This is a genomic window from Actinoplanes sp. NPDC049598 (assembly GCF_040675435.1).
GTDB lineage: Bacteria > Actinomycetota > Actinomycetes > Mycobacteriales > Micromonosporaceae > Actinoplanes.
The window spans coordinates 178722-202798 of the sequence record NZ_JBFAOX010000010.1 but is presented as its reverse complement, the minus strand read 5'-3'; the positions used below and the strand labels follow the sequence as shown (position 1 = coordinate 202798).

Below are 24077 nucleotides of genomic sequence, written 5' to 3'. Positions count from 1 at the left end.
CACCTCCGAGCACTCGCCGATCAGGCGGGTGCTCTTTCGTATGCCCGGGGCGCGATGTTGAAGTTGTCCCGGAAGACGTTGGCCGGGTCGTACTGCTCCTTCAGCGCCCGCAGCCGTGTCAGCGACTTCTCCGGCCACGCTTCGTGAATACGTTCGGGGCTGAGGTCGGTCTCGAACGAGAGATAGAGACCCCGGAAGTGTGACCCCAGCGCCGCCCACTTTTCATCCAGTTCCTCCCTGGACGAACCAAAGGCGACGACTGAGAAGTTAGCCGATCGGTGCGAATAGGCCGTGGCCTCCTCGGCCACGTCGGCGACCGCTCCACCGACCGATCGCACCTGGAAGAAGTAGACCGTCCCCGAGGCCAGCAACTCGCCCACGGCCTGGCAGAACTCCGGCGTCAGATGGTCGATCAGGCCCGAGCGGGCCACCGGCTCGCCCTGGCCCTCGTGGGTCGCGTCGGGCACGTTCATCACCCCGGCGTACGGAACCAGCTGCACCTGCTGATCGAGGAGCGGGGCGATCCGCGCGATGGGCGTGAACCGCTCGATGATCGTCTCCGGCTTCACCGAGTCGACCACGCCGTACACCTGGGCCAGCGACTGCCCGCGGCGCGGCGGACTCATGATCAGGTTGGTCGTGACGTCGCGCGGCGCGGCCTCCATCGCCTCGCCCCACGACCGCAGCAGCCCGGCCGCGTCCGACGCGTCGAACACGAACTGGCCGAAGCCGACGTCGCCGATCACGTCCACCTGGAACTCGAAGGCGGTCACGATTCCGAAATTGGCGCCGGCACCCCGTACAGCCCAGAAAAGATCTTGATTTTCCTCCTCACTGACCCGCACCCGGCGTCCGTCGGCCAACACCATCTCCGCCGCCCGGACGTGGTCGATGGTCAGCCCGTGCTCGCGCGCGAGCCAGCCGATCCCCCCGGCCGTGGCCAGGCCGCCCACGCCCACGCCGCCGTAGTCGCCACTGCTGAGCGCCCATCCGTGCGGCGCCAGCACGGCCGCCACGTCCTTCCAGCGGGCGCCCGCCTCGACGCGGACCAGACGATGCTCGGCCGACAAGACGGTGATCTCCCGCATCGCCGACAGGTCGATCACGATGCCACCGTCGTTGGTGGACCGTCCGCTGATGCCGTGCCCGCCACTGCGTACCGCCAGGGGCACGTCCTGATCGCGGGCGAAGGCCAGCGCCTCGGCGACCTGGCCGGCGTCCCGCGGCTGGATCACCAGGCCCGGGGCGCCACCCCGCATATAGGTGGAGCGGACCTTGGCGTAACCGAAATCGCCAGGCTCGATGGCGGCGAGCGAGGGCGGAAGACCGTCGTAGTCGATGTCGTCGCGTCGCTGGGCGAGCACGGCCGCACTGCGTACCGGCCCGGTCGTGACCCCCTCCCGGGCCCGTTCCCGGCCGACCGCCTCCCGCACCGCCGGAATGACCTCGGCCGCGAAACGCTGCATCTCCTGCGGATCGTCGGTGCCGAGAATGAAGGTGGCCACGCCGTTCTCCAGCGCCAGCGGCACGAGCTCGTCGACCCACTCCTCCGGCGGCTTGCCCGCGCCCCCGATGTTGAGCAGCCGGCGGACCTCCCGCGGGTCCCGGCCGGCGGCCACCGCCGCCTCGTCGATCAGCTCGTTGCCGCGGGCCAGATCACCCGGCTTCATGTACGACAGCGACGGCAGCCAGCCGTCCGCCTTAGTCCCGATCAGCCGCAGCATCCGCGGCTTGTAGCCGCCCACCCAGATTGGCACCTCATGCTCGGGCGCCGGGCCGCGCTTGGCCCCGGCCAGGTGGTAATACGTGCCGTCGTGGCGCAGCTGGGCCTGCTCCGCCTCGTTCCACAGCTCACGGATGACGTCGATGGCCTCACCGAGCTGCTCCACCGACTCCCCGGGCGTACGCCTCGGAAAGCCCATCGCGACCATCGCGTCCCAGAAGGCCCCCGCCCCCAGGCCCAGCGCCAGCCGCCCACCCGACAGCAGGTCCAGGCTGGCCGCGGCCCGGGCCAGTACCGGGGCCGGCCGCATCGGCACGTTGAGCACGTTGCCGGCCAGGTGGATCGTCTCCGTCTGGGCGGCCACCCAGCTCAGCAGCGTCCACGTGTCCAGGAAGGCCGGCTGGTACGGATGATCCTGGAAGGTCGCCAGATCGAAGCCGAGCTGCTCGCTCAGCTGGGCCCGGGCCACCGCCGCCTTGGGCGGATTGTTGACCGGAGTGATGAACGTCCCGAACTCGAGCGGGTGACCGTAATCCACCCCTCGATCGTAGGTGTGCCACGTGACGCAGCGTACGTTTTTGGCAGACGGTGGCGGGTATCTATCTCCGAGTCGGGCATCTCTCGGAGGTGGTCACCGTGCTCGATCCCACTGACAAGGCCGCCTTCGACGGCATGGTGTCTCAGCTCCGCGAGATCGACCCGCGCTTCTGCCGGCGCGTGGACCGCATGAGCAAACCCAAGCGCGGGCTCCGCACCGTCCTGGCGGTTCTGCTGTGGACGACCGCACCCCTGTGCATCGTCTTCGGCGGCTGGACCGGCCTGCTGATGGCCGCCCTCGCCGTCGGCTACGGCACCTTTCTGTGGACCAAGCGCAACGGCAACACCCCCGCGCCCCTGTGGTGGACAGCGACGCGAGGGCACCGGCCGGCGCTTTAGGCGGGGTTTAGCGCCACTTCTCCCCGGTAAGGCGCTCGTAGACCTCGACGTACCGGTTACGGGTCGCCTCGACCACCTCGTCCGGAATCTCCGGCCCCGGCGCCGTCCGATCCCAGTCGGTATTGTGGGTGGCCCAGTCCCGCAGGAACTGCTTGTCCAGGTACCGCTGCACGCTGCCCGGCTTCCACTCATCAGCCGACCAGAACCGCGACGAGTCGGGCGTCAGCAGCTCGTCCCCCAGCTTGAGCGTCCCGTCCTTCGACAGCCCCAGCTCAATCTTGGTGTCCGCAATGATGATCCCCTTGGCCGCCGCGATCTCCGACCCGCGCTTATAGACCTCGAGCGTGATCCGCTTGAGCTCGGCCGCGGCGTCGTCCCCGAGCTTTTTTTGAACGTCGGCGTAGGTCATGAACTCGTCATGCCCCTGCCCCGGCGGCACCTTGGTGGTAGGAGTGAAGATCGGCTCGGGCAGCTGCGACCCCTCGATCAGCCCCTCTTCGAGGGAGACGCCGGAGATGGCCCCATCGCGCTCGTACTCCTTGAGCCCCGACCCGGCCAGATAGCCCCGAGCAATGCACTCCACCATGACCATGTCGAGCCGCTCACACCGCACGGCGCGACCGGCCCACTCCGCCGGCACGTCGGTGCTGGAGATGATGTGGTTCGGCACGACGTCGCTCAGCTGCTCGAACCACCACAGCGACAGCTGGGTGAGGATCTTCCCCTTGTCCGGGATAGCCGTAGGCAGCACAACGTCATAGATGGAGATCCGATCCGACGCCACCAGGAGGATGTCGTCGCCATCCGCGTAGATCTCCCGAATCTTTCCCGAGTGCAACAGCTCCACGTGCTTCCCCTCAGCCCAGTCGGTGTCCGCTGCTCACGCTATCCGACCCGGTGGTACCCGAATTGGCGACTCGGGCCGGGGAGTGATCGGGCAAACTGTCGCGGTGCCAGACGAGCTCTCAGCCGGACTGTACGAGACGGTTATCACCGATTCCCTCCTGATCGCCCTTCAGGGTCTCGACCCGCAACTGATCAGAACGAGCAGCCTGCGACCGGCTGATGCGTCGGATCGCATCGCCCAGTTGATTGCGCGCCAGGTCCTTCGTGCCCTCGAGTCAGTCGGGCAGGACGATCGTGTTGCCGTCGGCGTCGAGGTAGCCCAGCTGATCACCGATGCGCTGGCAGCGCGCCTACCCAAAGCGGGTGTTGCCGCTGACCGCGCGGTCGCGCCCGGCGAGATCCTTTCGGGCATCGCGGAGCTGCGGCCGGACGGATCCGGCCACGTGCCCTCGTCCCCCATGATCCCGCTGCTCGACACGACGTTGCTTACCAACTCCCGGGGCGAGCCCACGGTGGGCAGCCAAGTGCAGCGAGAGATCGAGTCGGCCGACGCGATCGACGTGGTTATGGCCTTCGTTCGTAAGAGCGGCATTAAGCGCCTGCTGGACGCCTTACGTCGGCATACCGGACGAGGCCGTCGGCTTCGGGTTCTGACCACGACTTACACGGGCTCCACCGAAGCAGCCGCACTCGACGAACTGGCCGCACTCGGTGCTGACATCCGCGTTTCCTACGACACGACGGCCACTCGCCTACACGCTAAAGCTTGGCTGTTTCATCGCAACAGCAGCTTCAGCACCGCCTATGTCGGGTCGTCCAACCTGACGCACTCGGCCCAGACGGCGGGGATGGAGTGGAACGTCCGGGTTTCGGCGGCGCGCAACCCTGACGTCATCGACAAGGTGGCCGCCGTCTTTGAGAGCTACTGGGCGAATGGTGACTTCGTTCCGTACGACAGAGAGCAGTTCGACAAGTCGGTTGAGCGGATGCGGAAGGCCGGCACGGAGGATGCCTTCACCCTGAGCCCGCTCGAGTTTGAGCTACGGCCCTTCCAGGAGCGTCTCCTCGAGCTCATCGAGCTGTCCCGAACCAACGGGCATCACCGCAACCTGCTGGTCTCGGCTACGGGCACGGGTAAGACCGTGATGGCCGCTACCGACTACGCCCAGCTACGCGAGCGGCTTCCCCGAGCACGGCTTCTCTTTGTGGCTCACCGTCAGGAGATCCTGAGCAAGAGCCGGGACACCTTCCGGCAGGTGCTCCGCGACCCGTCCTTCGGCGAACTGTGGGTGGGTAACGACCGACCTCGCGACTTCGACCACGTCTTCGCATCGATCCAGAATCTCAACGAGAAGCGCCTGGCACTGATGGACAAGGACCACTTCGACGTGGTCACCATCGACGAATTTCATCACGCAGCCGCGCCCACCTACACGGCCCTGCTCGGGAAGCTTGCGCCTCAAGAGCTGTTGGGTCTCACCGCCACCCCGGAGCGGACCGACGGGCAGTCAGTCCTGCATTGGTTCGGCGACCGCATCGCGGCCGAACTGCGGCTCTGGGACGCCATTGAGCAGCATCGCCTCGTGCCGTTCGTGTACTACGGCATCCACGACGGCGTCGATCTGACCGACGTGCCCTGGCGACGGGGACAGGGCTACGACTCCGATGCCCTCACCGACAAGTACATCTCCAACGGTGGCTGGGCAAGCCTGGTCTTCCAGCAGCTCATGGACCACGTCGACGACGTTAGGGCGATCCGCTGCCTGGGCTTTTGTGTCAGCGTCGCTCACGCGCAGCACATGGCCGCGGAGTTCCAGAAGATCGGACTTAGCGCTGTAGCGATCTGGGCCGACACTCCCGCCGCCGAGCGGACGAAGGCGCTCACCGACTTGGAGAAGGGCGACGTCCAGGTCGTCTTCTCGGTCGACCTTTTCAACGAGGGTGTCGACCTGCCCAGCGTAGACACCCTGCTCATGCTGCGCCCCACCGACAGCGCGACGCTCTTTCTTCAACAGCTCGGCCGGGGCCTGCGCCTCGCCCGGGGAAAGACGTTCTGCACCGTGCTCGACTTCGTCGGGCATCACCGCCGGGAGTTTCGATTCGATCGTCGATACCGCGCCCTACTCGGCGGCACACGGCGAGACCTCGAGCATGCGATCGAGGAAGGCTTTCCGTTCCTTCCGCCCGGTTGCCACATGGAGCTTGATCGAGTTGCCCAGGACATCGTGCTCCGCAACGTCCGCGAGGCAGTGCCGTCGAGGTGGCCGGCCAAGGTGCAGGAACTCCGCGCGCTACACCAGGCTCGCGGTGCCGTGTCGCTCGTCGATTACCTGCACGAAACGGGTCTGGAGCTGCCCGACATCTACGGGAACAACCGAAGCTGGTCCGAGATGCTGGAGAGCGCGCATCTCCCCGTCGCGGAGGCTGGACCGCACGAGAAGTCGCTTCGCCGAGCCATCGGACGGATGCTGCATGTGGACGATCGTGAGCGTCTGACCGGCTACCGGCCATTTCTGACGGATCGCCCCGACGTCAGCACGATGAGCAAGACAGAACGCCGGCTGCTTCGGATGCTGGTCGCCAATCTCGGCGACCAGGTGTTGCACAAGCATCAGTCGATGCAGAACGCGGTCGACCTCATTTGGGCCCATCCTCAGGTTTTGGCTGAGACGCGTGAACTCCTCGAGGCCCTCGACGACGCACCGAACCACCTGTCCTACGAAGCTCTGCCGGATATCCCGCTTCAGGTCCATAGCCGCTACACGCGCATCGAGATGCTGGCGGCGGTGCGGGATGACGAGAACGCGAAGACGCCGGAGTGGCGGGAAGGCGTGTATGACGCCTCCATGGCGGGGGCGGACCTGCTGGCATTCACGCTCGACAAGACCAGCGGCGACTTCTCGCCGACGACCCGCTACCGCGACTACGCGATCAGCCCCGACCTGATCCACTGGGAAAGCCAGTCGATGACCTCGGCGGATAGTCCGACCGGTCGCCGATACCAGCAGCACGCGGCCATGGGCCGGCACATCCTGCTGTTCGCCCGCGAGAACACCGACGAGCGCGCATTCTGGTTCCTCGGTCCGGCCAGCTACGTCAGCCACGAGGGCGAACGACCCATGGCTGTCACCTGGAAGCTGCACATTCCGCTTTCGGGCGACCTCTTCGCCGCCTTCGCCGCCGCCGTTGCCTGACCCGCGAAGAGCCGATCAACCTCTAGGCACGGGTCTGCGATCCCCCTAAGGCAATCGTCGACTGAAAAACAGTCACCTCCAGGGAACGCCAGTCTTGGTCTTTGTTAAGACGCAGCGCGAGGGCTCAAATTGGTTGCACCTCGGCGGCTTCTCAGTGATGGAGATGATCTCCGGCGTCAGTCGGGACGAGCTCGGTCACCTGCGCGATGACATCCGGTTTCATCTTCTCCGCAATGCAGAAGATGTCATCTCGCAGCCTCTCCCGAAACCTCGTCCGGCCTTGCCGCCTCGGCTGTCGTCCGAGGAAGAGCTTTGGGAGCTGATCGACGCGCGCGCGAAGACGACTTCCGGAAAGCGCAAGCGAGCAACAAGGACGAGTCGGAACCGACGGGTTTCCGACCCCGTTCTCACCGAGTACGTGCTGCAACGTGCGATCAACCACGGCGGCACCTGCGAATCCTGCGGAATCTCACCAGGCTGGACGGATGACTTCGGCCGTCCTCACTTCCAAGCCCACCACATCGACCCGGACATCGACCTCGTGGATTGGATCGGAGCCGTTTGCGGAACTTGCCACGACCGTCTGCACCACGGAATCGACCGGGCTGAGCGTGCCCGGGGCCTGCGAAAAATTGTGCGCGACCGACAGTTTGCGGCCGGCCGGGACATTTACGAACCCTAAGCTAGGAGCCGATTTCGCTGACCTCGGCGAAGGGGCGGTCGTCCCACCAGGTCGCGTGGATGATGAAGCTGTGGTTGGTCTCGTTGAAGTAGACGGCCAAATTGTCGGGGGAGTCCTGGACCTTTTGGACGGACCAGCCGTCGGCGGGGGTTGCAGTTACCAGCTGGACCACGCTGTCCGAGGTCATTCGGATGACGGCTTGGCCGCCTTCTACGCGGAACGAGCGGACGTACGTGCGGACGCCGTCGGCGCCTGTGGTGACTGTCCAGCCGTCCTCGGTGGTTGTCTTCGGCGGGGTGGTGGCGGTCTTCGGTGGTGGGGTGGTCGTCGGTTTGGCCGGCGGCTTTGTTGTGGGCTCGGTGGTCGTCGTCTTTGGGGGGCGGGCGCGGGATGTCGCCGAGGCCGGCGGGGTGGTGGTAGGGGCCGCGGGTGGTGGGGTGGTTGCGCGGGGTAGTGGCGCCGGGAAGCTGCTTGAGTCGGCGGCGGGTAGGGCGGCCAGGGCGCTGTCTTCGGGGGCCGCGGTTCGCAGGACCGGGAGCAGGGCTACCGAGGCCAGCACGGTGGCGCTGGCTGTGGCGGCCAGCCAGCCGACGATCGGGGTCCACCGGGAAGATCGCACGGCGACCATGATCTCAGATACACCTATGGTGTACGCCATGGCGATGATCCTGCTGGTCGAGGACGACCGCATCATCACGGCTGCGCTGTCTCGGGCCCTGACGGATGCGGGGCATGTCGTGCGGCCGGTCGGGCGGGCCACGGAGGCCCTGAAGATTGTCACTGATGAGCGGCCGGACCTGGTCATTCTTGATCTGGGGCTGCCGGACATCGACGGTACGGACGCTTTGCGCATGATGCGGTCGGTGTCGGATGTGCCGGTGATCGTGGCGACGGCGCGGCGGTCGGAGGCCGACATCATTCAGTTGCTGAGCGCGGGGGCCGACGACTATGTGACCAAGCCGTTCTCGGGTGGGCACATTCTGGCCCGGATCGCCGCGGTGCTGCGCCGGTCGCGAAGCCTGGCCGAGGAGAAGCCGACGGCGATCACCGTGGGCGACCTGGTGATCAATCCGCGACAGCGGCGGGCGGAGCTGGGTGGGCAGCCGTTGCAGTTGACCCGGCGCGAGTTCGATGTGCTGGCCTATCTGGCCGAGCGGGTCGGGCAGGTGATCAGCCGGCGGGAGCTGATGAACGAGGTGTGGAACCAGGCCCGGATCGGCGAGGAGCAGACGATCGACGTCCACATCTCCTGGCTGCGCCGCAAGCTGGGTGAGACGGCGGCCAAGCCGCGCTTCCTGCACACCGTGCGCGGGGTGGGCGTGATGATGGTCGATCCTCGATGAGGTGGGCGCTCAACCGGCTCGCGCTGGCGATCACGTCGATGGTGGCGCTGGCGTTTCTCGTGCCGCTGGCCGTGGCGACCCGGCAGATCGCGTACGACCGGGCGGTCAGCGACGCCCGGCAGCAGGCGACGTCGCTGGTCACCGTGCTGGGCGTGGATGCCGATCCGACCCTGCTGACCAACGCGGTGGCCAGTACGACGGCCGGCAGCGAGGGCCGCATGGCGGTGCACCTGCCCGACGTCGCGGCGATCGGTTTGTCGCATTTGTCGGACGCGCAGATCTCCATCGCCGCCCAGAATCGCAAGTCCGTGCTCGCGCCCGCCCCGGACGGCCTGGCCTACCTTCAACCGACAGTGCTGACCGACGGCCGTACGGTCGTGGTCGAGGTCTTCGTGCCCGACTCGGAGATGCGCCGCGGGGTCTGGCCGGCCTGGTTCGTGCTCGGCGGCCTGGCCATCGTGCTGGTCGCGGGCTCGACGTTGCTGGCCGACCGGCTCGGCAGCCGGCTGGTGCGGGCCACCCGTGAGCTGGCCGGCTCGGCCCGGCGGCTGGGCGGCGGGGAGCTCGGCACCCGGGTCAAGCCGGACGGGCCGCCGGAGCTGCGCGAGGCGGCCACGGCGTTCAACGCGATGGCCGACGACCTGCGCAGCCTGATGGACAAGGAGCGTGAGCTCGCGGCGGACCTTTCGCACCGGTTGCGGACGCCGCTGACCGCGCTGCGCCTGGACGCCGAGGCGATGCCGCCCGGGCCCATCGGCGAGCGGATGCGGCAGGCCTGCGACCTGCTCGACGAGGAACTCGAGGCGATCATCAAGGGGGCCCGGCTCGGGGTCGAGGCCCGCGGTCGCGAGGAGACCGACCTGGTCGAGGTGCTGGCCGACCGGCTGGCGTTCTGGTCGGTGCTGGCCGAGGACCAGGAACGGCCGTGGGAGGTCGTCGGCGGGGACGAGCCGGTCATGGTGACGATCCCGCGCAGCGAGCTGATCGGCGTGGTCGACGCGATCCTGGGCAACGTCTTCTCGCACACCCCGGACGGGACGGCGTTCCGGGTCAGCATCTCGGCGGCCGGGCTGCTGGTCGACGACGCCGGCCCGGGCATCGCCAACCCGGCGCGGTCGGTGCAGCGCGGGGTGAGCGGGGCCGGCTCGACCGGGCTGGGCCTGGACATCGTCCGCCGGGCGGCCGAGGAGGTCGGCGGTCAGCTGGTGCTCTCGCGCAGCCCGCTCGGCGGGGCCCGGGTCGGCATCGTCCTCCAAGCGCCGGACCGGGGCCGCCGCCTGGTTTCATGATCCCTTCCGGTCCCTTTAAGGCTCCGTTATGGCAGCTCCGCATAGCGTCCCCGCTGTAGATGCCGGGACGACGATCGACGGAGAGAGCTGACATGCGCAGGAAGATCGCCTACCCACTGCTGGCCCTCGGGATGACGGCGGGAGCGACTCTGACGCTTGCCTCGCCCGCATCGGCCCACGGGTACGTGTCCTCGCCGCCCAGCCGCCAGGCCCTGTGCGCGTCGGGGGCGGTGAAGGACTGCGGGCAGATCCAGTTCGAGCCCCAGTCCGTCGAGGGGCCGAAGGGCCTGAAGTCGTGCGACGGCGGGGTCTCCCAGTTCTCGGTGCTCGCCGACGAGTCGCGCGACTGGCCGGCCAAGACCGTCGGTTCCTCGGTCAACTTCAGCTGGGTCCTCACGGCTCGGCACAGGACCTCGACGTGGGATTACTTCATCGGCGGTACGAAGGTCGCGTCGTTCGACGACGGCGGAGCGCAGCCGGCGGCGGTGGTCAACCACACCGTCGACCTGTCGAAGTTCCCAGGGCGGCAGAAGGTGCTCGCCGTCTGGAACATCGCGGACACCGCGAACGCCTTCTACAACTGCGTCGACCTGAACGTCGGCGGGTCGTCCTCGACGACGCCCACCAAGGCGCCCACCAAGGCGCCCACCACGGCCCCGACCAGCGCTCCGACGGCCACTACGCCACCTACCAAGGCACCCGCGACTACCGCGCCGACGACAAAAGCACCGGCGGCCGGAGGCACCGCCTGGGCTCCCGGCGTCTCCTACAAGACGGGTGACGTCGTGACCTACAACGGGGCGCGCTACCAGACCCGCCAGTCGCACACGTCGATCGTCAGCTGGGAGCCGTCGATCTACACGCTCGCGCTGTGGCTGCCGCTGTGAAGCGCCGTCTGCTCGCGGTCGCCCTGGTCGTGCCCCTCCTAATCGGGGCTTGTGGCACTGCCAAAGAAGCACCGAGAACCGAAAGCAGCGCCGTGGCCGTCGCTGAGATCAAGGCCGGGGACGACCACAACGACACCGACGTGATGTTCCTGCAGATGCTGGCCTACCACCAGAAGCAGGGGCTCGAGATGACCTCCACGGCGATCAAGCGGGCCCAGAACCCCGAACTCCGCACGCTCGCCGAGGCCATCCAGGCCACCGAGAAGGACGAGCTGGCGATGATCCAGTCCTGGCTCACCGGCTGGGGCGCCGAGACCGAGGCCGGCACCGCGCCCAGCCTGCACGCCGATCACGGCGGCCTGCCCGGCACCGGGGCGGCCGAGATCAAGGCGCTGAGCACGGTCAAGGCCGCCGAGTTCGACACCGCGTTCCTCAACCTGTTCCTGGCCCACCAGCACCAGGCCATGGAGATGTCGAAGATCGAGGCCACCGGCGGGCAGAACGCCGAGGCCAAGAAGTTCGGCGAGCGGGTCAAGCAGTCCCGCCAGGGCGAGATTCAGCAGATGCTGAAGTTGATGAACGGGTAGTAGCGTGACAACCGAGAAGGCGGCCTGGCGGGGCCGCCTTTTTGGTCTTTCAGCCCAGGTGACGAACCGGCCGGAAGCCCGGTGAGGAGCTCGAGTTGCAGCCGGCCGGCCGCTGCCTCGGGTTCTACCGGATCGGCGGTGCCCCCGATTGCGTACCTCCAAGGTCTGGTCCTTTACAACTTCGCCGGTTGCGGTCTGGTAGTGCGGCTCGATTGGGGCGAAGGCGGACCGGGACGCTTCCCGAACAGGCAGGCGGCGCTGAGATACGGCGTCGCTTTCCTGTGGGGGTGCCGCCGCGATGTTCGCGCTGCTGCGAGTGCGCAATTACCGTCTCTGGGCCGCTGCCGACCTGGTCTCGGTGGGCGGCACGTGGATGCAGGTGCTGGGGCTGAACTGGCTCATCCTGACCGCCACCGGCTCGGCCGCCACCATGGGCCTGGTCGTCATGCTGCAGGCGCTGCCGGTGCTGCTGCTCGGCAGCTGGGGTGGCGCACTGGCCGACCGGCTGCCGGCGCGACCGTTCCTGATCGCGTTCCAGCTTTTGCGCGCGCTGCTGGCCGTGGCTCTCCTGTTCTCCTCCGAGAGCTGGATCATCTTCGCGGTGGCTCTGCTGTCCGGCGTGATCAGCTCCTTCGAGGGGCCGATGCTGGGCCGCTTCGGGTCGGCCCTGGTCCCGGCGTCACAGCTCGGCTCGGCCCTGGCGCTGGGCTCGGTGCTCAGCTCGGCCGGGCGCATCGGTGGCATGGCGCTCGGCGGGGTGCTGGTGGGCATCACCGGGCCTTCGGCCCTGTTCGCCATCAACGCGGTCTCCTACCTCGCGGTGGTGGGTGCTCTGGGCTTGATGCGTACGGGTGAGATGCGCGCGCTTCCGGTGGCGCCGGCGTCGTCGCGGGGCATCGTGGCGGGCTTCCGGTACGTCCTGTCGCAGCCGGCGGTGCTGATCGTGCTGGGCCTGTCGTTCGTGCTGGGGTCGCTGGGGCGCAACTATCAGGTGTCGATGGCGGCGATGGTGGCCGGGCCGCTGTCCGGTTCGTCGGGCGCTTACGGCCTGCTGTCCACGGTCTTCGCTGTGGGCGCCGTCGCCGGCGGCCTGCTGCTCGCGGGTAGTGGCCGGTCCACGCTGCGGGTGCTGCTGGCGACCGGCTTCGTGATCAGCGTGCTGCAGTTCTGCTCGGGCCTGATGCCGAACGTGCTGGGCTTCGCCGCGGTGATCCTGCCGATCGCGGCCGGCGCGGTCATCTTCGACACGGTCGTCTCGACCCGCATTCAGCTGGACACCCGCGAGGACATGCGCGGCCGGGTCCTGGCGACGCTGGGTCTGGTGTCGTCGCTGTCGGGCATGGTCGGCGCGCCGGCCGTGGGCTGGCTGTGCGACACGCTGGGCGCCCGTGAGGCCCTGGTGCTGGCCGGCGCGGTCACCACTCTGGCCGCCGTGGCCGGAACGATCGCCCTGGCCCGCGTGAAGGGCAAGTCCCTGGTTCCCACGCTCGTCCTCTTCCGCCGCGCGGCGGAACAGCCCGCCTGACAACTCCCGACGCCGCCCGGTCCGCCTCGCTGACCGGGCGGTTCCTCTAGTGCGGTGTCCACGAACGTCCACCGGAATGGTTGCGGTGGTGTTGTGGATCCTCGCCCACGGTCGTGGTCGAGCGACTCCCCACCAATGGTGGTGGGGCGGGCCTCCGCCGGCCAACAGACCCTTCCGTCGTAGCCCAGGGAGGCCGGCGGCGGGGGTCACGCCGTGCCGTACCGGCACCGGGGAGGTGTCGTCCGGCTCGACGGTGCGTGATCACCTGCGGCGTTGCTGGGGTGCAGGTGGTGATGGCGCCGCCCGGGGTGCGGGCGGCGATGGTGAACGCCGCGGCAAGGTCGCGATGCCCGGCGAACTGACAGTGTCGGCAGAGCATGACTCTGCCGCGGGGTTTGCTGATCCTCTTGCCGCAGTGTGGGCAGGTCGAGGAGGTGCCGCGTTCGTCGACCAGATGCACCCGGATCCCGGCCAGCTCGGCTTTGTCCTGCAGGATTTGTAGGGTGCGGCCGATCTGCCACTGGCGTAGCCGTAGGTTGTGCCGCCGCCCGGCCGGCAGGTTGAGGACGCCGCGGGGGTCGCCGACGGTCAACGTGCCGACCCGCTGCTGCACGGCCCAGTCGATCACCGTGGTCGTGGCTTCGTGCAGGGCTTGGCGGACCCGGCGCCGGTGCCGGCCCTCGACCAGCCGGGCGCGGTGGCGCATCTTGCGCCAGCGCCGTGACCCGCGCTGCCCTTTCGGTGGGGCGTGGGAGGCGGTGGCGCAGCGGCGGGCTTTGGTGTCGGCCAGATGCATGCGGTGCTCGGCCCGGATTGCGCGCCCGGACACCAGCAGCGCTGGGCCGTCACGGGTGGTGACCGCGAACGGGTGGATGATGCCCAGGTCCACTCCGGCCACCCGTTCCGGATCCGGCTGTAGTCCGGCCGGGTGGGTGGTGACGGGAACTTCGGCGGTGACATCGATCCACAGCCGGCCAGCGTCGGACAGCAAGGTCACCGACCGCACCGATGCTGCCGGATACGGCACCGCCCGGTCCAACCGGACCTGCAATGGCGGACAGCCCCGCGCGGTCGGCAACCGCAGGCGACACCCGTCGAGGTTGAAGGTGCCGTGATAGAAGCGCACCGGCATCAAGGACCGGCGGCGGCGCGGATAGCGCACCTCGGCCGCGCCGGCCTTGCGCCGGGCGGCCGCGGAGAACCAGGCATCGGAGTAGCGGCGTAGCACTGAGCGGGCGCCGGTGCTGTCCAGCTCTCCGAATGTGCCCACACCTGAGGCGGCGAGCAGGCGGCACAACTCTTGATAGCCCGCGGCCGGGGTATCCCCGCGACGGCGCCGCCAATGATTGATCTCCAGCACACACGCCCACAGGTCGCCGGCGGAGCGCAGCAGGCCGAAGCAGCGTTGCCGTTGGGCTCGGGTCAGGCGTAGTCCGATCCGGGCGGTGCGGTGCACCACCGGATCGGCACTAGGCCCACGCCGTCTAGGCATGAAGCTAGTGTGCCACAGCTGTCAAACCCGGTGACCGTTCGTGGCCACCGCACTAGCTGGGGATTTGCCCCGATTGCTGCATAGGAACCGGTGAGGGGGGTACCTGATCACGAGACGGAAGGGAGCTCACTGATGACGACGCATACCGAGCAACAGCCCACCGCGCAGCTGGTCAGCCAGCTGAGCGAACAGGTGTCGACGCTCGTGCGGGACGAGCTGACGCTCGCCCGGATGGAGATGGTGGAGAAGGGCAAGCGGGCCGGCACCGGCGCGGGGCTGCTCGGCGGCGCCGGAGTCATGGCGCTGTACGGGGTCGGGGCGCTGCTGGTGACCATCGGCGCGGTGCTGTCGCTGTGGATGCCGGTCTGGGTGGCCGCGCTGATCGTGACCGTGGTGCTGTTCGCCGCGGCGGGGGTGGCCGCGCTGATCGGCAAGAAACAGGTCAAGCAGGCGCTGCCGCCGGAGCCGGTGGCCGCCATGGAAAGCGGCAAGCAGGACGTCGAGGCGGTCAAGGGCGCTATCCGGGAGGGACGGCACGCATGAGCGACACCAGGTCACGTGACGAGGTGAAGCAGGAGATCGCGGAGACTCGGGCCGAGCTGGCCGAGACCGCGGCGGCGCTGGCGGCCAAGACGGACGTGAAGGCCCAGGCCAAGCGGGTCGCGGCCGAGAAGACCGACAAGGTCAAGCAGGCCGCCACACACGCCAAACAGGCCGCCACCACGAAGGCGGCCGACGTCAAGGACGCCGCCGTGACCAAAGCGGCCGACGTCAAGGACGCTGCCGTGACCAAAGCGGCCGACGTCAAGGACGCCGCCGCGACTAAAGCGGCCGAGGTCAAAGAGGCCGCCGCCGCGAAGGCCGCCGAGGTGAAGGACAAGGCGCAAGAGATCAAGAGTGGCGATGCCGGCCCGGACGAGCATCCGAAGCATGCCGCCTCCGAGTCCGGCATCGCGCACATCAAACAAACCACGGCGGAGACCGCAGCCCGTGTCGCTGAGGCCGCCGCCGAGACCAGGGAACAACTTCTCACCCGCGAGCCGGGCCGCCGCCCGTTCCCGCGTGCGGTGATCGCCGGGGTGGCCCTGACGATCGCTGCGGCGGCGGGCATGGTCCTGCGGGCCCGCCGCCGCAAGTAACGTCTACGGCACCGCGTCCTGGGGGAAGTGCTTGATCAGAGCCTCCTCCAGGACGCCGTTCATCATCCGGGCGTACGTCCCGGTCAGGTGGAACCGGTTGCGGTAGACCGCGACGTTGCCCACGACCGGGGTGCACACCCTCGTGCAGAGCCAGGGCAGCACCGACACATAGCCGGCGCCGGTGTCCCGGGCGGCGGCGGAGTCGGCGGCGTTCCAGATGCGCGCGGTCGCCGCCGTACGGCTGGTGAAGCAGGCGGAGATGTCCGCGGCGTGGGCGCTCAGGCACTCGGGCCCGCTCTGATCGAGCACCGGCGTGTTGCCCAGCACGACGACATGGCGGGCCGACCGCCGCAGCGTCCGCAGGGTCGCCGTCAGGCCTTCCTGCCATTCCCCGGGCGTGATCAGTTCGTCCCGGTCCCGCTTCTGCGAAAAGCTTTCGTTCGTCACGACGAGCAATTCCGGCCGTACGGAGGCCACGCGCGCCGCGACGAACGCCCGGAACCGGTCGCACTCGGCGAAGAGCCGGCCCTCCTGCTGGTTCCACAACGTGAGGTTCAGCGCCGGGCAGCCCGGTTTGCCGAAGAACTGCAGGCGCCAGTGGCGGCGCTCGGCGATCTCCTTCATCGCCGGCAGCCACATCCCCGCGTGCGAGTCGCCGTAGAGCACGACGTCGGTCGCGCTGGCCCGGTCGCCGAAGACGCACGGTTCGATCCGGTCCGCTTTCGGGCCGGCCTCACACTTCTCGTTGTCGTAGCCCACATCGGCCGCGCTGGTGGCCAGCGCCGGCGTCAGATCCGGCGGCAGCTTGCGCGTCGCCGGCGCGGTGCGGACGGCCTCGAGCACGCTGGAGAGCGCGGCCTGGGGCACGGGCTCGGCGGCTTGGCGCGGCCGGGGCGGCGGAGCACCCGTACAGCCGGAAAGCAGCACCAAGACGCCCAGGGCGAGGACCGACCGGCGGTCAAAGGTGAACATGGGTGACCGGCGCTCCTAGTCGGGGTGGGAACTCGGTGCCGGCGCCGGGCGAGGTGGACGCCATCCAGCGCGCCACGGCCGGCGGCGCGGCGATCAACACCGCGGCCAGGGCCAGGCTGAGCAGGTGCGAGCGCTTGAGGCGCCGGTTGCGGCGGATCGGGTCTTCGACACAGACGTACGTGGTCACGGCCAGCCCCAGACTGACCAGCACCAGGGCCGCCCGCGCCCGGGCCGGCAGCGGGCCGCCGTACGCCTGCGCGGCGATCACCAGAACCGGCCAGTGCCAGAGATACAGCGAATACGACAGCCGGCCCAGCCACCTCAGCGGCCGGCTGCCCAGCAGCGCGTCGCCGCGACCCGCCAGCACCAGCACCGCCGCACCGGCCGGCAGCGCCGCCGCGTACGACGGGAACTGGGTCTGCTCGTCGAAGGTCAGCGCGGCGATCACGATCAGCGCCAGGCCGACCGCGGCCATCGTGCTCGCGACCCGGTAGGGGATCAGACGAAGCCGGCCGGCGGCCAGGCCGAGCAGGCAGCCGAGGCCGAGCTCCCAGGCGCGGGCCACGGGCGAGAAGAAGGACCAGGTGGTGGGCTGCCCGATCGCGTACGCGAGGGACAGGATCACGGCGCCGGTCAACCAGTACGGCAGGGCCCACCGGAAACCCAGCCAGAGAAGCAGCACCAGGGCGATCGGCCACACCAGGTAGAACTGCTCCTCGACGGCGAGCGACCAGAAATGCAGCACGGGCGAGGGCGCCGACTGAGAAGCCAGATAGTCGACGCCCTGGCCGGCGAAACGGAAATTCGCCATGAACAGCGCGGCCCAGGTGGCGTCGGTACCGATGTCGTCGCCACGCAGAAAGCCGAGCCAGTGGTATCCGGCCAGGACGACGGTGACCAGAACCAAGGCGGCCGCCGGCAACAACCGACGGCAACGCCGGGCGTAGAAGGCGAACAGCGAGATCCGGCCGCTCTCCGCCAGCTCCCGCAGCATCAACGACGTGATGAGAAAGCCGGAGATGACGAAGAAGACGTCAACACCGACATAGCCGCCGGCGACACCGGGAACACCGGCGTGAAAGAGGACGACCAACAAAATCGCGACGGCCCGCAGGCCCTCGATGTCCGGTCGGAAGACGGGCGCGGACCCGGCGGGTGCCGGGTTTCTGGCGCTGATCCTCGTCTCGGTCATCGCGGATCACGCTAGGGGCTCCGAAACGGTCAAACGGCGGTTTGTGGCGCAAATAGCGCTTTGAGCGGAGCTTTCGCCGAATCGCTCCGAGGTGCCCGCGACTGTGCTACTACGCTGTCGATCATGGAAGTGTTCTCGCTGGCCCGCACGTCGGTGACCCACGAACCGGCCGACCCGGCGGCGGTGGTCGCGGGGGCGCCGACCACCGGCACGACACCGATCACGAAACTCGGGGACACCGGGGTGGAGATCGGCGTCTGGGAGATGAGCACGGGCGCTATGCGTGATGTCGAGGTCGACGAGGTCTTCGTCGTGCTCGAGGGGGCGGCGACGATCGCGGTCGAGGGCGCCGAGCCGGTCGCCATCAAGGCGGGCGACGTGGTCCGCCTGACCGCCGGCACGGCAACGGTCTGGACCGTGACGTCTCCGCTGCGCAAGCTTTACGTGGCTTAGCGCACTCCGCCGGTCGCGCGGGAGTTATCCACAATCGCGGCCTATCCACAGGGCACCGACGTGATCTAGCGCCTTTGCGGGAGGATCAGCTCAAGGACGGGGGCCCCCTTGGGGAGGGCGGGCCGTAGGCGGGTGGGCCACACGCGAGCGAGCTGCGGGCTGTGGCGGCGCGGAGCGCGGCGGGAGTCAGACGTAGGCGCAGCCGCTGGCCTGGGTGCCGGTGAGGGCGATGACTGCGTCCAGGCGGTCGCGGGTTTGGATCAGGTCGGCGATCTGACTGTCGATCCGGTCGCGTTCGGCGGCCAGGCGGGCCCGGGACTCGGGGGTGCTGACCTGGGCGTCCACGCACGGGAGCAGGTCGGCGATGGTTTTGCTGGTCAGGCCGGCCGAGTAGAGGTCCTGGATCAGCTGGACGCGGTCGACGGCGGGTTCGCCGTAGTGCCGCTGGCCACTCGGGCTGCGGTGGGAGAGCAGCAGGCCCTGCTCCTCGTAGTAGCGCAGGGCGCGGACACTGACCTTCGCGCGTGTTGCCAGTTCACCGATGCGCACAGTGACTCCCCTCGCGGTTCTTACGTCTGACGTCAACGTCAGGTATCGAGCGTATCCGGATGTCGATCAAGTGGGCAGTGGCCCTGGTCACGGGTCTGACGATCACGGTGCGGGGCCGGGTCGAACCGGCCCCGCACCACCGCTCAGCGGTAGGCGCGGACATCGGCGACCGACCACCACGCCGCCGGATCCGAGCCGGTCAGGGTTATCCGGACATAGCGAAGGTGACGGCCGCGGAGGGCGGCGGAAGCGAACTGGCCGCCGCTGCCGGTCGCGGCTGTGAAGAAGCGCCGGCCGTCGGAAGAGGCGGTGATGGTCCAGCCGCGCGGCGCGTCACCCAGCGACGCGCCGGTGTCGAAGACGATCCGGCCCACTGGCTGCAGGCGGCCGAGGTCCACCTGCAGATACTGGCCGGGCTGCTGCGGGCCCCCGGTCGTGTAGCGGGTGGTGGCGTCGTCGTCGACGGCCAGCTCCGGCGTCGGGGACGAACCCGACGCCGTCCAGTCTGTGGGCGCGATGGGGTGGTCACTCGACCGTCCACGCCAGACGAAAGTCGCCAGGGCGCCGCCGGGCATCTCGTACGAGAAAGTGCGTGCTCCGACGCGTACGGCAAGGGTCTGGGGGTTGTCGTTCTGGTTGTGGGCCACGAGCACGGTGCTGCCGTCGGGATTGGTGAAGGCGACGTCCTGGATCTGGCCGTTCCAGCCGGTCGTGCCGAAGGACGTGCTGGCCACCCGCACGGCGCCGGGCTGGACGAAGCGGGCCACGTGCCCGAGCGTGTAGTACTCGGCGTTGCGCGTGACCGTGCCGTCGGAGGCCACTGTCAGGACACCGGTGCAGGTGCCGCAGCCGCCGGTGTGCGGGCCGTTGGTCTCGTCGAGGGCGAGGTTCCAGTTGATCACCGTCTTGGCCCAGTTCCGGGTGGTGCCGATGATCAAATTGCGGGCGTGCCACTTCAGAGTGTCCGAGAATGTGGTCGCGGGGTTGCTCGACTGGCTGCCCGAGCATTCGGTGAAGTAGATGTCCTTGCGCGGGAACTCGTTGTGCAGCGCGGTCATCGCACTCGGGTCGCCGGAATAGCAGTGGTAGGCCGTGCCGGAGACCCACTTGGCGGCCGGCGAGGCGAGCAGCTCCTGCGGATAGTGGTCGATGTCGGCCACCGAGTCGGGGGGCGTGTTGGCGGCGTCGTTGGGGTGCTCGGACCAGTTGTGGTCGTAGCCCAGGATCTTCGTGGGCAGCCCGGCCGCGCGCAGCATCGGCCCGAGCCGCGTGATCACCTCGGCCGCCTGCCACGAGGGCAGGTCCATTCCGGGGTAGCCGGCGGGGTTGCGGTTCTGCGGCTCGTTCTGCAGCGTCAGGGCCTCGACCGGTACGCCTTCGGCCCGGTACGCCTGCACGAATTTGAGCAGATAGGTGGCGTACGCCCGGTAGACGGCCGGTGAGTCGATGAGCCGGCCGCCGATCAGGGAGCCGTTGGTCTTCATCCAGGCCGGCGGGCTCCACGGGGTCGCCATGACCTTCAGGCCGGGGTTGAGCCGGCGGGCCTGGCGCAGCAGGGGCAGGATCTGCGCCCGGTCGTGCGCGATGCTGAAACGCCGCAGGCCGTAATCGGTCTGCCCGGCCGGCACGTCGTCGTAGGTGTAGGCCGGCTCGTCGGTGAAGTCGGAGGCGCCGATCGGCTGGCGCAGGTAGCCGAGCTTGTCGTCGCGGAACAACGACACCATCGCCGCGTCGCGGGCGGCCGGGGTGAGCCGGTGGAGGACGGCGGCCGACGAGTCGGTGATCGAGGCGCCGAAGCCCTCGATGGTCTGGAATCGGCGGTTCGGGTCGACGACGACGGCCGGGACATCCGGCGCTGTCGAGCCGAACGCGACGGTGCCGCGGTCGGCCATCCGGTAGGCGCCGTCCGGCGTGGTGAGCCAGACGTGCGCCCGGTCAGCCGATGCCTGCGGGACAAACAGGACGGATGCCGCTAACGCCACGAGGGCGGTTCCGAAGTGAGCCACGGGTCTCTCCCATGTAACAAACTGAAACAACAACGGAACGTTTCTGTTACAGGCAGTCAAACCCGTTACGGTGACTTCTGTCAATGTCTATGCTTCCGGTATGAGAGCGGGCCCGACCGTACGGGACATCGCCGCCCACGCCGGCGTCTCCATCGCGACCGTCTCCCGGGTGCTGAACGACCAGGAACACGTCGCGCCGGAGACCCGTGACCTGGTGCACCGGGCGGTCGAGCAGCTGGGCGGCCGGGGCCCGCGCAAGAGACCGGCCCGCACCGGCGCCGTCTTCGTGCGCTGCCCCTACCTGCTCACCGACTACTTCGGACTGATCGTGTCGTCGATCGCCGAGACGCTCGACCTGCACGGCCGCCAGCTCGTGCTCAACGCCGGCGAGGCCGCCCAGCACAGCTCCGTGCTACCCGCGCTGGCCGGGCGGCCGGGCATCGGCGGGGCCATCGTGGTGCTGCCGCCCGAGCCGGGTGAGGAGCTGGCCGCGTTGCAGGCGGCGGGCTTTCCGCTGGTCGTGGTCGACCCGAGGGAGGCCGTGCCCCGGGACATCGCCGCCGTCTCGGCCGCCCATTTCGCCGGGGCCCGCAGCCTCACCGAGCACCTGACCGGGCTCGGTCACCGGCGGATCGGCCTGCTCGCCGGGCCGGACAACTGGCTGGCCAGCAGCGCCCGGCGGGCCGGGCACGTGTCGGCCCTGGCCGACGCCGGGGTGCTGCCCGACCCGGCCCTGGTGCTGCCGGGCGAGCCGACCGTCCGGTTCGGCTACGAGGCCGCGCAGCACCTGCTCGACCAGCCGGAGCGGCCGACCGCGCTGCTCGGCTTCAACGACAAGGCGGCCTCGGGGGCGCTGGCCGCGGCGGCCGGGCGCGGGCTGCGGGTGCCCGAGGACCTGTCGATCGCCGGGTTCGACGACATCGACCTGGCCCAGGCGACCAACCCGATGCTCACCACCGTGCGCCAGCCGCTGGCCGAGATGGGCCGGATAGCGGTCGGCCTGCTGGTCCGGCTGCTCGACCGGCACCGGCTCGACGCGCTGCACGTAGAGCTGGCCACCGAGCTCATCGTTCGCGATTCGACCGGTCCCGCGGCGGATCGCTGATCGCTCCCCAGGCCGCCTCCGGCGACGCCTCCAGCGCCCGGGGAGCCGGGATGACCGCCTCGGACGGGTCGGGCAGCGGCTCGGCCGCGAGGGGCTTCATCGACACACGGGGCAGCGTGACGATCGCCGGGTCGACTTCCACGGCCTGGACGACGGAGCCCGCACCCTCGTTCTTGACCAGCACCATCGCGTACTCGGGGAGGTCCTGCAGCACCCGCGGCTCGACCGTGTACTCGTAGACGCGCTCGGCCGAGGAGGCGTCGCTCCAGTTCGTGCCCTGGGCGGTCGACTCGGTCTGGCTCCAGTTGCGGCTCTTGCTCCAGTTCGTGCTGGAGAAGCGGCGCAGGTGGCGGCCGAACGACCGGGAGCCGCGCTCGCCGCCCTTGGTCTCGGTCTCGCCGTACGTGTCGGCGAGCGTGTGCGTCTGTTCGCCCCCCAAGGAGCGGGTGAGCCGGCTGAGCACGAACTTGTGCCCGCGCCCGACGAACTCGGCGGCCTGCTGCGCCTCCTGGTGGTTGCCGAGTCGCATGAGCGCGACCTCGCCCCCGCCGATCGTGCGCAGCGAGTCGGCACGCAGGTGGGCGAAGAACAGCACGAGGCGGATGCCGCGCCGCTCGCAGAGGGTGCTGAGCCGCTCCAGCGCCCGGTGGTGGATCTCGTCCGCGCCGAGCAGCACGAGCGAGCCGATCGCCGGCTCCTCCCGGCGCACCTGGCGGCCCAGCCACTGCACGGTCAGGTCCTTGAGCAGCTCGTTCTGCGCCTGTCCGCCGCTGCCACCGGCCACCAGGCAGGTCAGGTCGGTGATCGGCGCGTCCGAGGGTGACGTGCCCATCTCCTCCAGCGGGTGCAGGAACGCCTCGATCCGCCGGACCCGGGCCGGGTCGGTCTGCAGGGTGAGCAGCTGCTCGCGCTCGGAGGGGGTCAGCTGGGCCGAGGCCGGGCGGCCGGCCAGCACGCGCAAGCCGGCCAGCAGGCGGGCCATGGTCAGCCGGGGCGCCAGGATGGTGCTCACCTCGGTCAGCAGCAGCGCGTCCTGCGAGCGTTCGGCCCGGTTGCCCTCCGGGGCGTCGCCGTACATGGCCTCGACCAGGCCGTCCACCAGCTCGGCGGGCGACAGGCCGGCGACCAGGTCGAACTCGGCCAGCTCCTCGGGCAGCAGAAGCTCACGGACCGAGCGCCCGGTCGTCTCGGCCAGCCGGATCAGCTCGCCGCTGAGGGCCTCGCCGGTGAAGTCGGCCAGCACCATCCGGCCCCGGGTGGCCAGCAGCGACCCGCCGAAGACGGTGAGCACGGCCTCCCAGCCGTACATGGTGCCGCCGATGATGTCGACGCGGCGGGTGCCGGGCGACGGGCTGGCCGCGGACCACTCCGTGCGGGCGTCGACTTCCTGTTGTTGCTGCTGGTCGTGCCACTCGCGGCGGCTGGCCCAGGCGGCGTGGTCGCGGGTGTAGTCGTCCTTCGCCTTCTGCTGCGCGGTGGCGACCGCCTTGCGCGCCCAGCCCGGCATCAACGCGGCGATCACGGCCCCGGCGATGCCGGCCACGAACGAAAGACCGGCGACGAAGAACACCAGGGCCCGGGCGCCGCCGTCGTCGTCGGCGGCCAGCACGCCGCCGCAGCAGCCGATCAGGACCGCGAGCAGCACACCGGCGCCGAGCGAGACGAGGATCCGCCTGGTCCGGCCGCGCTCGGCGCGCTCCAGGCGCTCCCGCAGCTCGGGCGGGACGGGCGCGGGCTGCGGCGGCGGCTCGGTGAAGCGGCGCCGGTAGAGGTTCCGGTCGCTGAAGATCCACCCGAGACGCTCACCCTCGGTGGCCAGCCGGGGCAGCGGATCGTCGTTCGTCATCTCACCATCCGCGGATGTGGGTCGGTCAAATCAGTCAACCAGAGTGAAAGATGTACCCATGAAGTGGCTACTGCTTCTCCTCCTACTCGTGATCGTTGCCGTCGTCGCCGCCCGCGTGCTGCTCCGCCAGGCCGGGCAGACCGGCGGCCCGGCCGCCCGGCGGCGCTGTGTGCGCTGCCACGGCACCGGCTGGGTCGGCGGCGGTCAGGAGCGGACCCTCGACTTCGACGGGCAGGGCTTCCAGGACAGGCACACCCCCAAGACGATGTGCGACGCCTGCGGCGGCACCGGCTCCCTCGCCTGACACCTTT

The 24077-nt window shown here is 69.3% G+C and carries 22 protein-coding genes; 13 read left to right on the top strand and 9 right to left on the bottom strand.

Features of this window, described 5'->3' with window-relative positions:
• Nucleotides 1-20 precede the first annotated feature (20 nt).
• The gene (locus tag AB0J66_RS23940) at nucleotides 21-2261 is read right to left on the bottom strand and encodes an LLM class flavin-dependent oxidoreductase (RefSeq protein ID WP_364664440.1); all 2241 of its coding nucleotides are present in this window, start codon (nucleotides 2259-2261) and stop codon (nucleotides 21-23) included.
• 98 nt (nucleotides 2262-2359) lie between these two features.
• On the opposite strand from AB0J66_RS23940, the gene AB0J66_RS23935 reads away from it, so the two are divergent.
• Nucleotides 2360-2659, top strand: coding sequence for a DUF3040 domain-containing protein (locus AB0J66_RS23935; protein ID WP_364664437.1), 300 nt, complete (start codon nucleotides 2360-2362; stop codon nucleotides 2657-2659).
• A gap of 7 nt (nucleotides 2660-2666) precedes the next feature.
• On the opposite strand, the gene AB0J66_RS23930 is transcribed toward AB0J66_RS23935, so the two are convergent.
• The gene (locus tag AB0J66_RS23930; RefSeq protein WP_364664434.1) at nucleotides 2667-3506 is read right to left on the bottom strand and encodes a phosphoribosylaminoimidazolesuccinocarboxamide synthase; all 840 of its coding nucleotides are present in this window, start codon (nucleotides 3504-3506) and stop codon (nucleotides 2667-2669) included.
• Between the two features lie 103 nt (nucleotides 3507-3609).
• On the opposite strand from AB0J66_RS23930, the gene AB0J66_RS23925 reads away from it, so the two are divergent.
• Both AB0J66_RS23925 and AB0J66_RS23920 read left to right on the top strand, forming a co-directional pair.
• Entirely contained in the window at nucleotides 3610-6699 is a 3090-nt protein-coding gene (locus AB0J66_RS23925) for a DUF3427 domain-containing protein (RefSeq protein WP_364664431.1), read from the top strand.
• A 94-nt stretch (nucleotides 6700-6793) separates the two neighbouring features.
• On the top strand, nucleotides 6794-7381 hold the full coding sequence (locus tag AB0J66_RS23920) for a hypothetical protein (protein ID WP_364664428.1): 588 nt from the start codon (nucleotides 6794-6796) through the stop codon (nucleotides 7379-7381).
• Between the two features lies 1 nt (nucleotide 7382).
• On the opposite strand, the gene AB0J66_RS23915 is transcribed toward AB0J66_RS23920, so the two are convergent.
• Nucleotides 7383-8009 carry a DNA mismatch repair protein MutL gene (locus AB0J66_RS23915; protein WP_364664744.1) on the bottom strand — a complete coding sequence of 209 codons (627 nt, stop codon included), beginning with the start codon at nucleotides 8007-8009 and terminating at the stop codon, nucleotides 7383-7385.
• Between the two features lie 28 nt (nucleotides 8010-8037).
• Between AB0J66_RS23915 and AB0J66_RS23910 the strand changes: the two genes are divergently transcribed.
• From AB0J66_RS23910 to AB0J66_RS23890, 5 genes are all read left to right on the top strand, one after another.
• A complete protein-coding gene (locus tag AB0J66_RS23910) occupies nucleotides 8038-8724 on the top strand; it encodes a response regulator transcription factor (RefSeq protein ID WP_364664426.1) in 687 nt (228 codons plus the stop codon).
• Nucleotides 8721-10013: a HAMP domain-containing sensor histidine kinase gene (locus tag AB0J66_RS23905; RefSeq protein ID WP_364664424.1), complete on the top strand. Its 1293-nt coding sequence runs from the start codon at nucleotides 8721-8723 to the stop codon at nucleotides 10011-10013. The genes AB0J66_RS23910 and AB0J66_RS23905 overlap by 4 nt, the downstream gene beginning before the upstream one ends.
• Before the next feature lie 92 nt (nucleotides 10014-10105).
• Nucleotides 10106-10900, top strand: coding sequence for a lytic polysaccharide monooxygenase (locus AB0J66_RS23900; RefSeq protein WP_364664421.1), 795 nt, complete (start codon nucleotides 10106-10108; stop codon nucleotides 10898-10900).
• Between the two features lie 92 nt (nucleotides 10901-10992).
• Nucleotides 10993-11487 carry a DUF305 domain-containing protein gene (locus AB0J66_RS23895; RefSeq protein ID WP_364664418.1) on the top strand — a complete coding sequence of 165 codons (495 nt, stop codon included), beginning with the start codon at nucleotides 10993-10995 and terminating at the stop codon, nucleotides 11485-11487.
• A gap of 298 nt (nucleotides 11488-11785) precedes the next feature.
• Entirely contained in the window at nucleotides 11786-13012 is a 1227-nt protein-coding gene (locus tag AB0J66_RS23890) for an MFS transporter (protein ID WP_364664415.1), read from the top strand.
• Between the two features lie 46 nt (nucleotides 13013-13058).
• Here the strand turns inward: AB0J66_RS23890 and AB0J66_RS23885 are convergent, their stop codons facing one another.
• Nucleotides 13059-14504 carry a transposase gene (locus AB0J66_RS23885; protein WP_364664412.1) on the bottom strand — a complete coding sequence of 482 codons (1446 nt, stop codon included), beginning with the start codon at nucleotides 14502-14504 and terminating at the stop codon, nucleotides 13059-13061.
• A 132-nt stretch (nucleotides 14505-14636) separates the two neighbouring features.
• Between AB0J66_RS23885 and AB0J66_RS23880 the strand changes: the two genes are divergently transcribed.
• Together AB0J66_RS23880 and AB0J66_RS23875 are read left to right on the top strand one after the other, a co-directional pair.
• A complete protein-coding gene (locus AB0J66_RS23880) occupies nucleotides 14637-15047 on the top strand; it encodes a phage holin family protein (RefSeq protein ID WP_364664409.1) in 411 nt (136 codons plus the stop codon).
• The gene (locus AB0J66_RS23875) at nucleotides 15044-15643 is read left to right on the top strand and encodes a DUF3618 domain-containing protein (protein WP_364664406.1); all 600 of its coding nucleotides are present in this window, start codon (nucleotides 15044-15046) and stop codon (nucleotides 15641-15643) included. The genes AB0J66_RS23880 and AB0J66_RS23875 overlap by 4 nt, the downstream gene beginning before the upstream one ends.
• A 3-nt stretch (nucleotides 15644-15646) precedes the next feature.
• On the opposite strand, the gene AB0J66_RS23870 is transcribed toward AB0J66_RS23875, so the two are convergent.
• A complete protein-coding gene (locus AB0J66_RS23870; RefSeq protein WP_364664403.1) occupies nucleotides 15647-16615 on the bottom strand; it encodes an SGNH hydrolase domain-containing protein in 969 nt (322 codons plus the stop codon).
• Nucleotides 16602-17807, bottom strand: coding sequence for an acyltransferase (locus tag AB0J66_RS23865; RefSeq protein ID WP_364664401.1), 1206 nt, complete (start codon nucleotides 17805-17807; stop codon nucleotides 16602-16604). The genes AB0J66_RS23870 and AB0J66_RS23865 overlap by 14 nt, the downstream gene beginning before the upstream one ends.
• 123 nt (nucleotides 17808-17930) lie before the next feature.
• Between AB0J66_RS23865 and AB0J66_RS23860 the strand changes: the two genes are divergently transcribed.
• On the top strand, nucleotides 17931-18260 hold the full coding sequence (locus AB0J66_RS23860; RefSeq protein WP_364664398.1) for a cupin domain-containing protein: 330 nt from the start codon (nucleotides 17931-17933) through the stop codon (nucleotides 18258-18260).
• A 186-nt stretch (nucleotides 18261-18446) separates the two neighbouring features.
• Here the strand turns inward: AB0J66_RS23860 and AB0J66_RS23855 are convergent, their stop codons facing one another.
• Nucleotides 18447-18809: a MerR family transcriptional regulator gene (locus tag AB0J66_RS23855; RefSeq protein WP_364664395.1), complete on the bottom strand. Its 363-nt coding sequence runs from the start codon at nucleotides 18807-18809 to the stop codon at nucleotides 18447-18449.
• A gap of 143 nt (nucleotides 18810-18952) precedes the next feature.
• Complete coding sequence (locus AB0J66_RS23850; protein ID WP_364664392.1) at nucleotides 18953-20815, bottom strand: glycoside hydrolase family 30 beta sandwich domain-containing protein; 1863 nt, start codon at nucleotides 20813-20815, stop codon at nucleotides 18953-18955.
• A 100-nt stretch (nucleotides 20816-20915) separates the two neighbouring features.
• Here AB0J66_RS23850 and AB0J66_RS23845 point away from each other — a divergent pair, with 100 nt between their 5' ends.
• On the top strand, nucleotides 20916-21920 hold the full coding sequence (locus AB0J66_RS23845) for a LacI family DNA-binding transcriptional regulator (RefSeq protein WP_364664390.1): 1005 nt from the start codon (nucleotides 20916-20918) through the stop codon (nucleotides 21918-21920).
• On the opposite strand, the gene AB0J66_RS23840 is transcribed toward AB0J66_RS23845, so the two are convergent.
• A complete protein-coding gene (locus AB0J66_RS23840) occupies nucleotides 21880-23766 on the bottom strand; it encodes a hypothetical protein (protein ID WP_364664387.1) in 1887 nt (628 codons plus the stop codon). The genes AB0J66_RS23845 and AB0J66_RS23840 overlap by 41 nt on opposite strands.
• 58 nt (nucleotides 23767-23824) lie before the next feature.
• Between AB0J66_RS23840 and AB0J66_RS23835 the strand changes: the two genes are divergently transcribed.
• Nucleotides 23825-24070, top strand: a complete 246-nt coding sequence (locus tag AB0J66_RS23835) for a hypothetical protein (protein ID WP_364664384.1) — start codon at nucleotides 23825-23827, stop codon at nucleotides 24068-24070.
• Nucleotides 24071-24077 lie beyond the last annotated feature (7 nt).

Coding starts and splice junctions, on each gene's coding strand:
- AB0J66_RS23915 (WP_364664744.1), bottom strand. CDS start 8,009: ATGGTCGCCGTGCGATCTTCCCGGTGGACCCCGATCGTCGGCTGGCTG.
- AB0J66_RS23910 (WP_364664426.1), top strand. CDS start 8,038: ATGGCGATGATCCTGCTGGTCGAGGACGACCGCATCATCACGGCTGCG.
- AB0J66_RS23905 (WP_364664424.1), top strand. CDS start 8,721: ATGAGGTGGGCGCTCAACCGGCTCGCGCTGGCGATCACGTCGATGGTG.
- AB0J66_RS23900 (WP_364664421.1), top strand. CDS start 10,106: ATGCGCAGGAAGATCGCCTACCCACTGCTGGCCCTCGGGATGACGGCG.
- AB0J66_RS23890 (WP_364664415.1), top strand. CDS start 11,786: ATGTTCGCGCTGCTGCGAGTGCGCAATTACCGTCTCTGGGCCGCTGCC.
- AB0J66_RS23885 (WP_364664412.1), bottom strand. CDS start 14,504: ATGCCTAGACGGCGTGGGCCTAGTGCCGATCCGGTGGTGCACCGCACC.
- AB0J66_RS23880 (WP_364664409.1), top strand. CDS start 14,637: ATGACGACGCATACCGAGCAACAGCCCACCGCGCAGCTGGTCAGCCAG.
- AB0J66_RS23875 (WP_364664406.1), top strand. CDS start 15,044: ATGAGCGACACCAGGTCACGTGACGAGGTGAAGCAGGAGATCGCGGAG.
- AB0J66_RS23870 (WP_364664403.1), bottom strand. CDS start 16,615: ATGTTCACCTTTGACCGCCGGTCGGTCCTCGCCCTGGGCGTCTTGGTG.
- AB0J66_RS23865 (WP_364664401.1), bottom strand. CDS start 17,807: ATGACCGAGACGAGGATCAGCGCCAGAAACCCGGCACCCGCCGGGTCC.
- AB0J66_RS23860 (WP_364664398.1), top strand. CDS start 17,931: ATGGAAGTGTTCTCGCTGGCCCGCACGTCGGTGACCCACGAACCGGCC.
- AB0J66_RS23845 (WP_364664390.1), top strand. CDS start 20,916: ATGAGAGCGGGCCCGACCGTACGGGACATCGCCGCCCACGCCGGCGTC.
- AB0J66_RS23840 (WP_364664387.1), bottom strand. CDS start 23,766: ATGACGAACGACGATCCGCTGCCCCGGCTGGCCACCGAGGGTGAGCGT.
- AB0J66_RS23835 (WP_364664384.1), top strand. CDS start 23,825: ATGAAGTGGCTACTGCTTCTCCTCCTACTCGTGATCGTTGCCGTCGTC.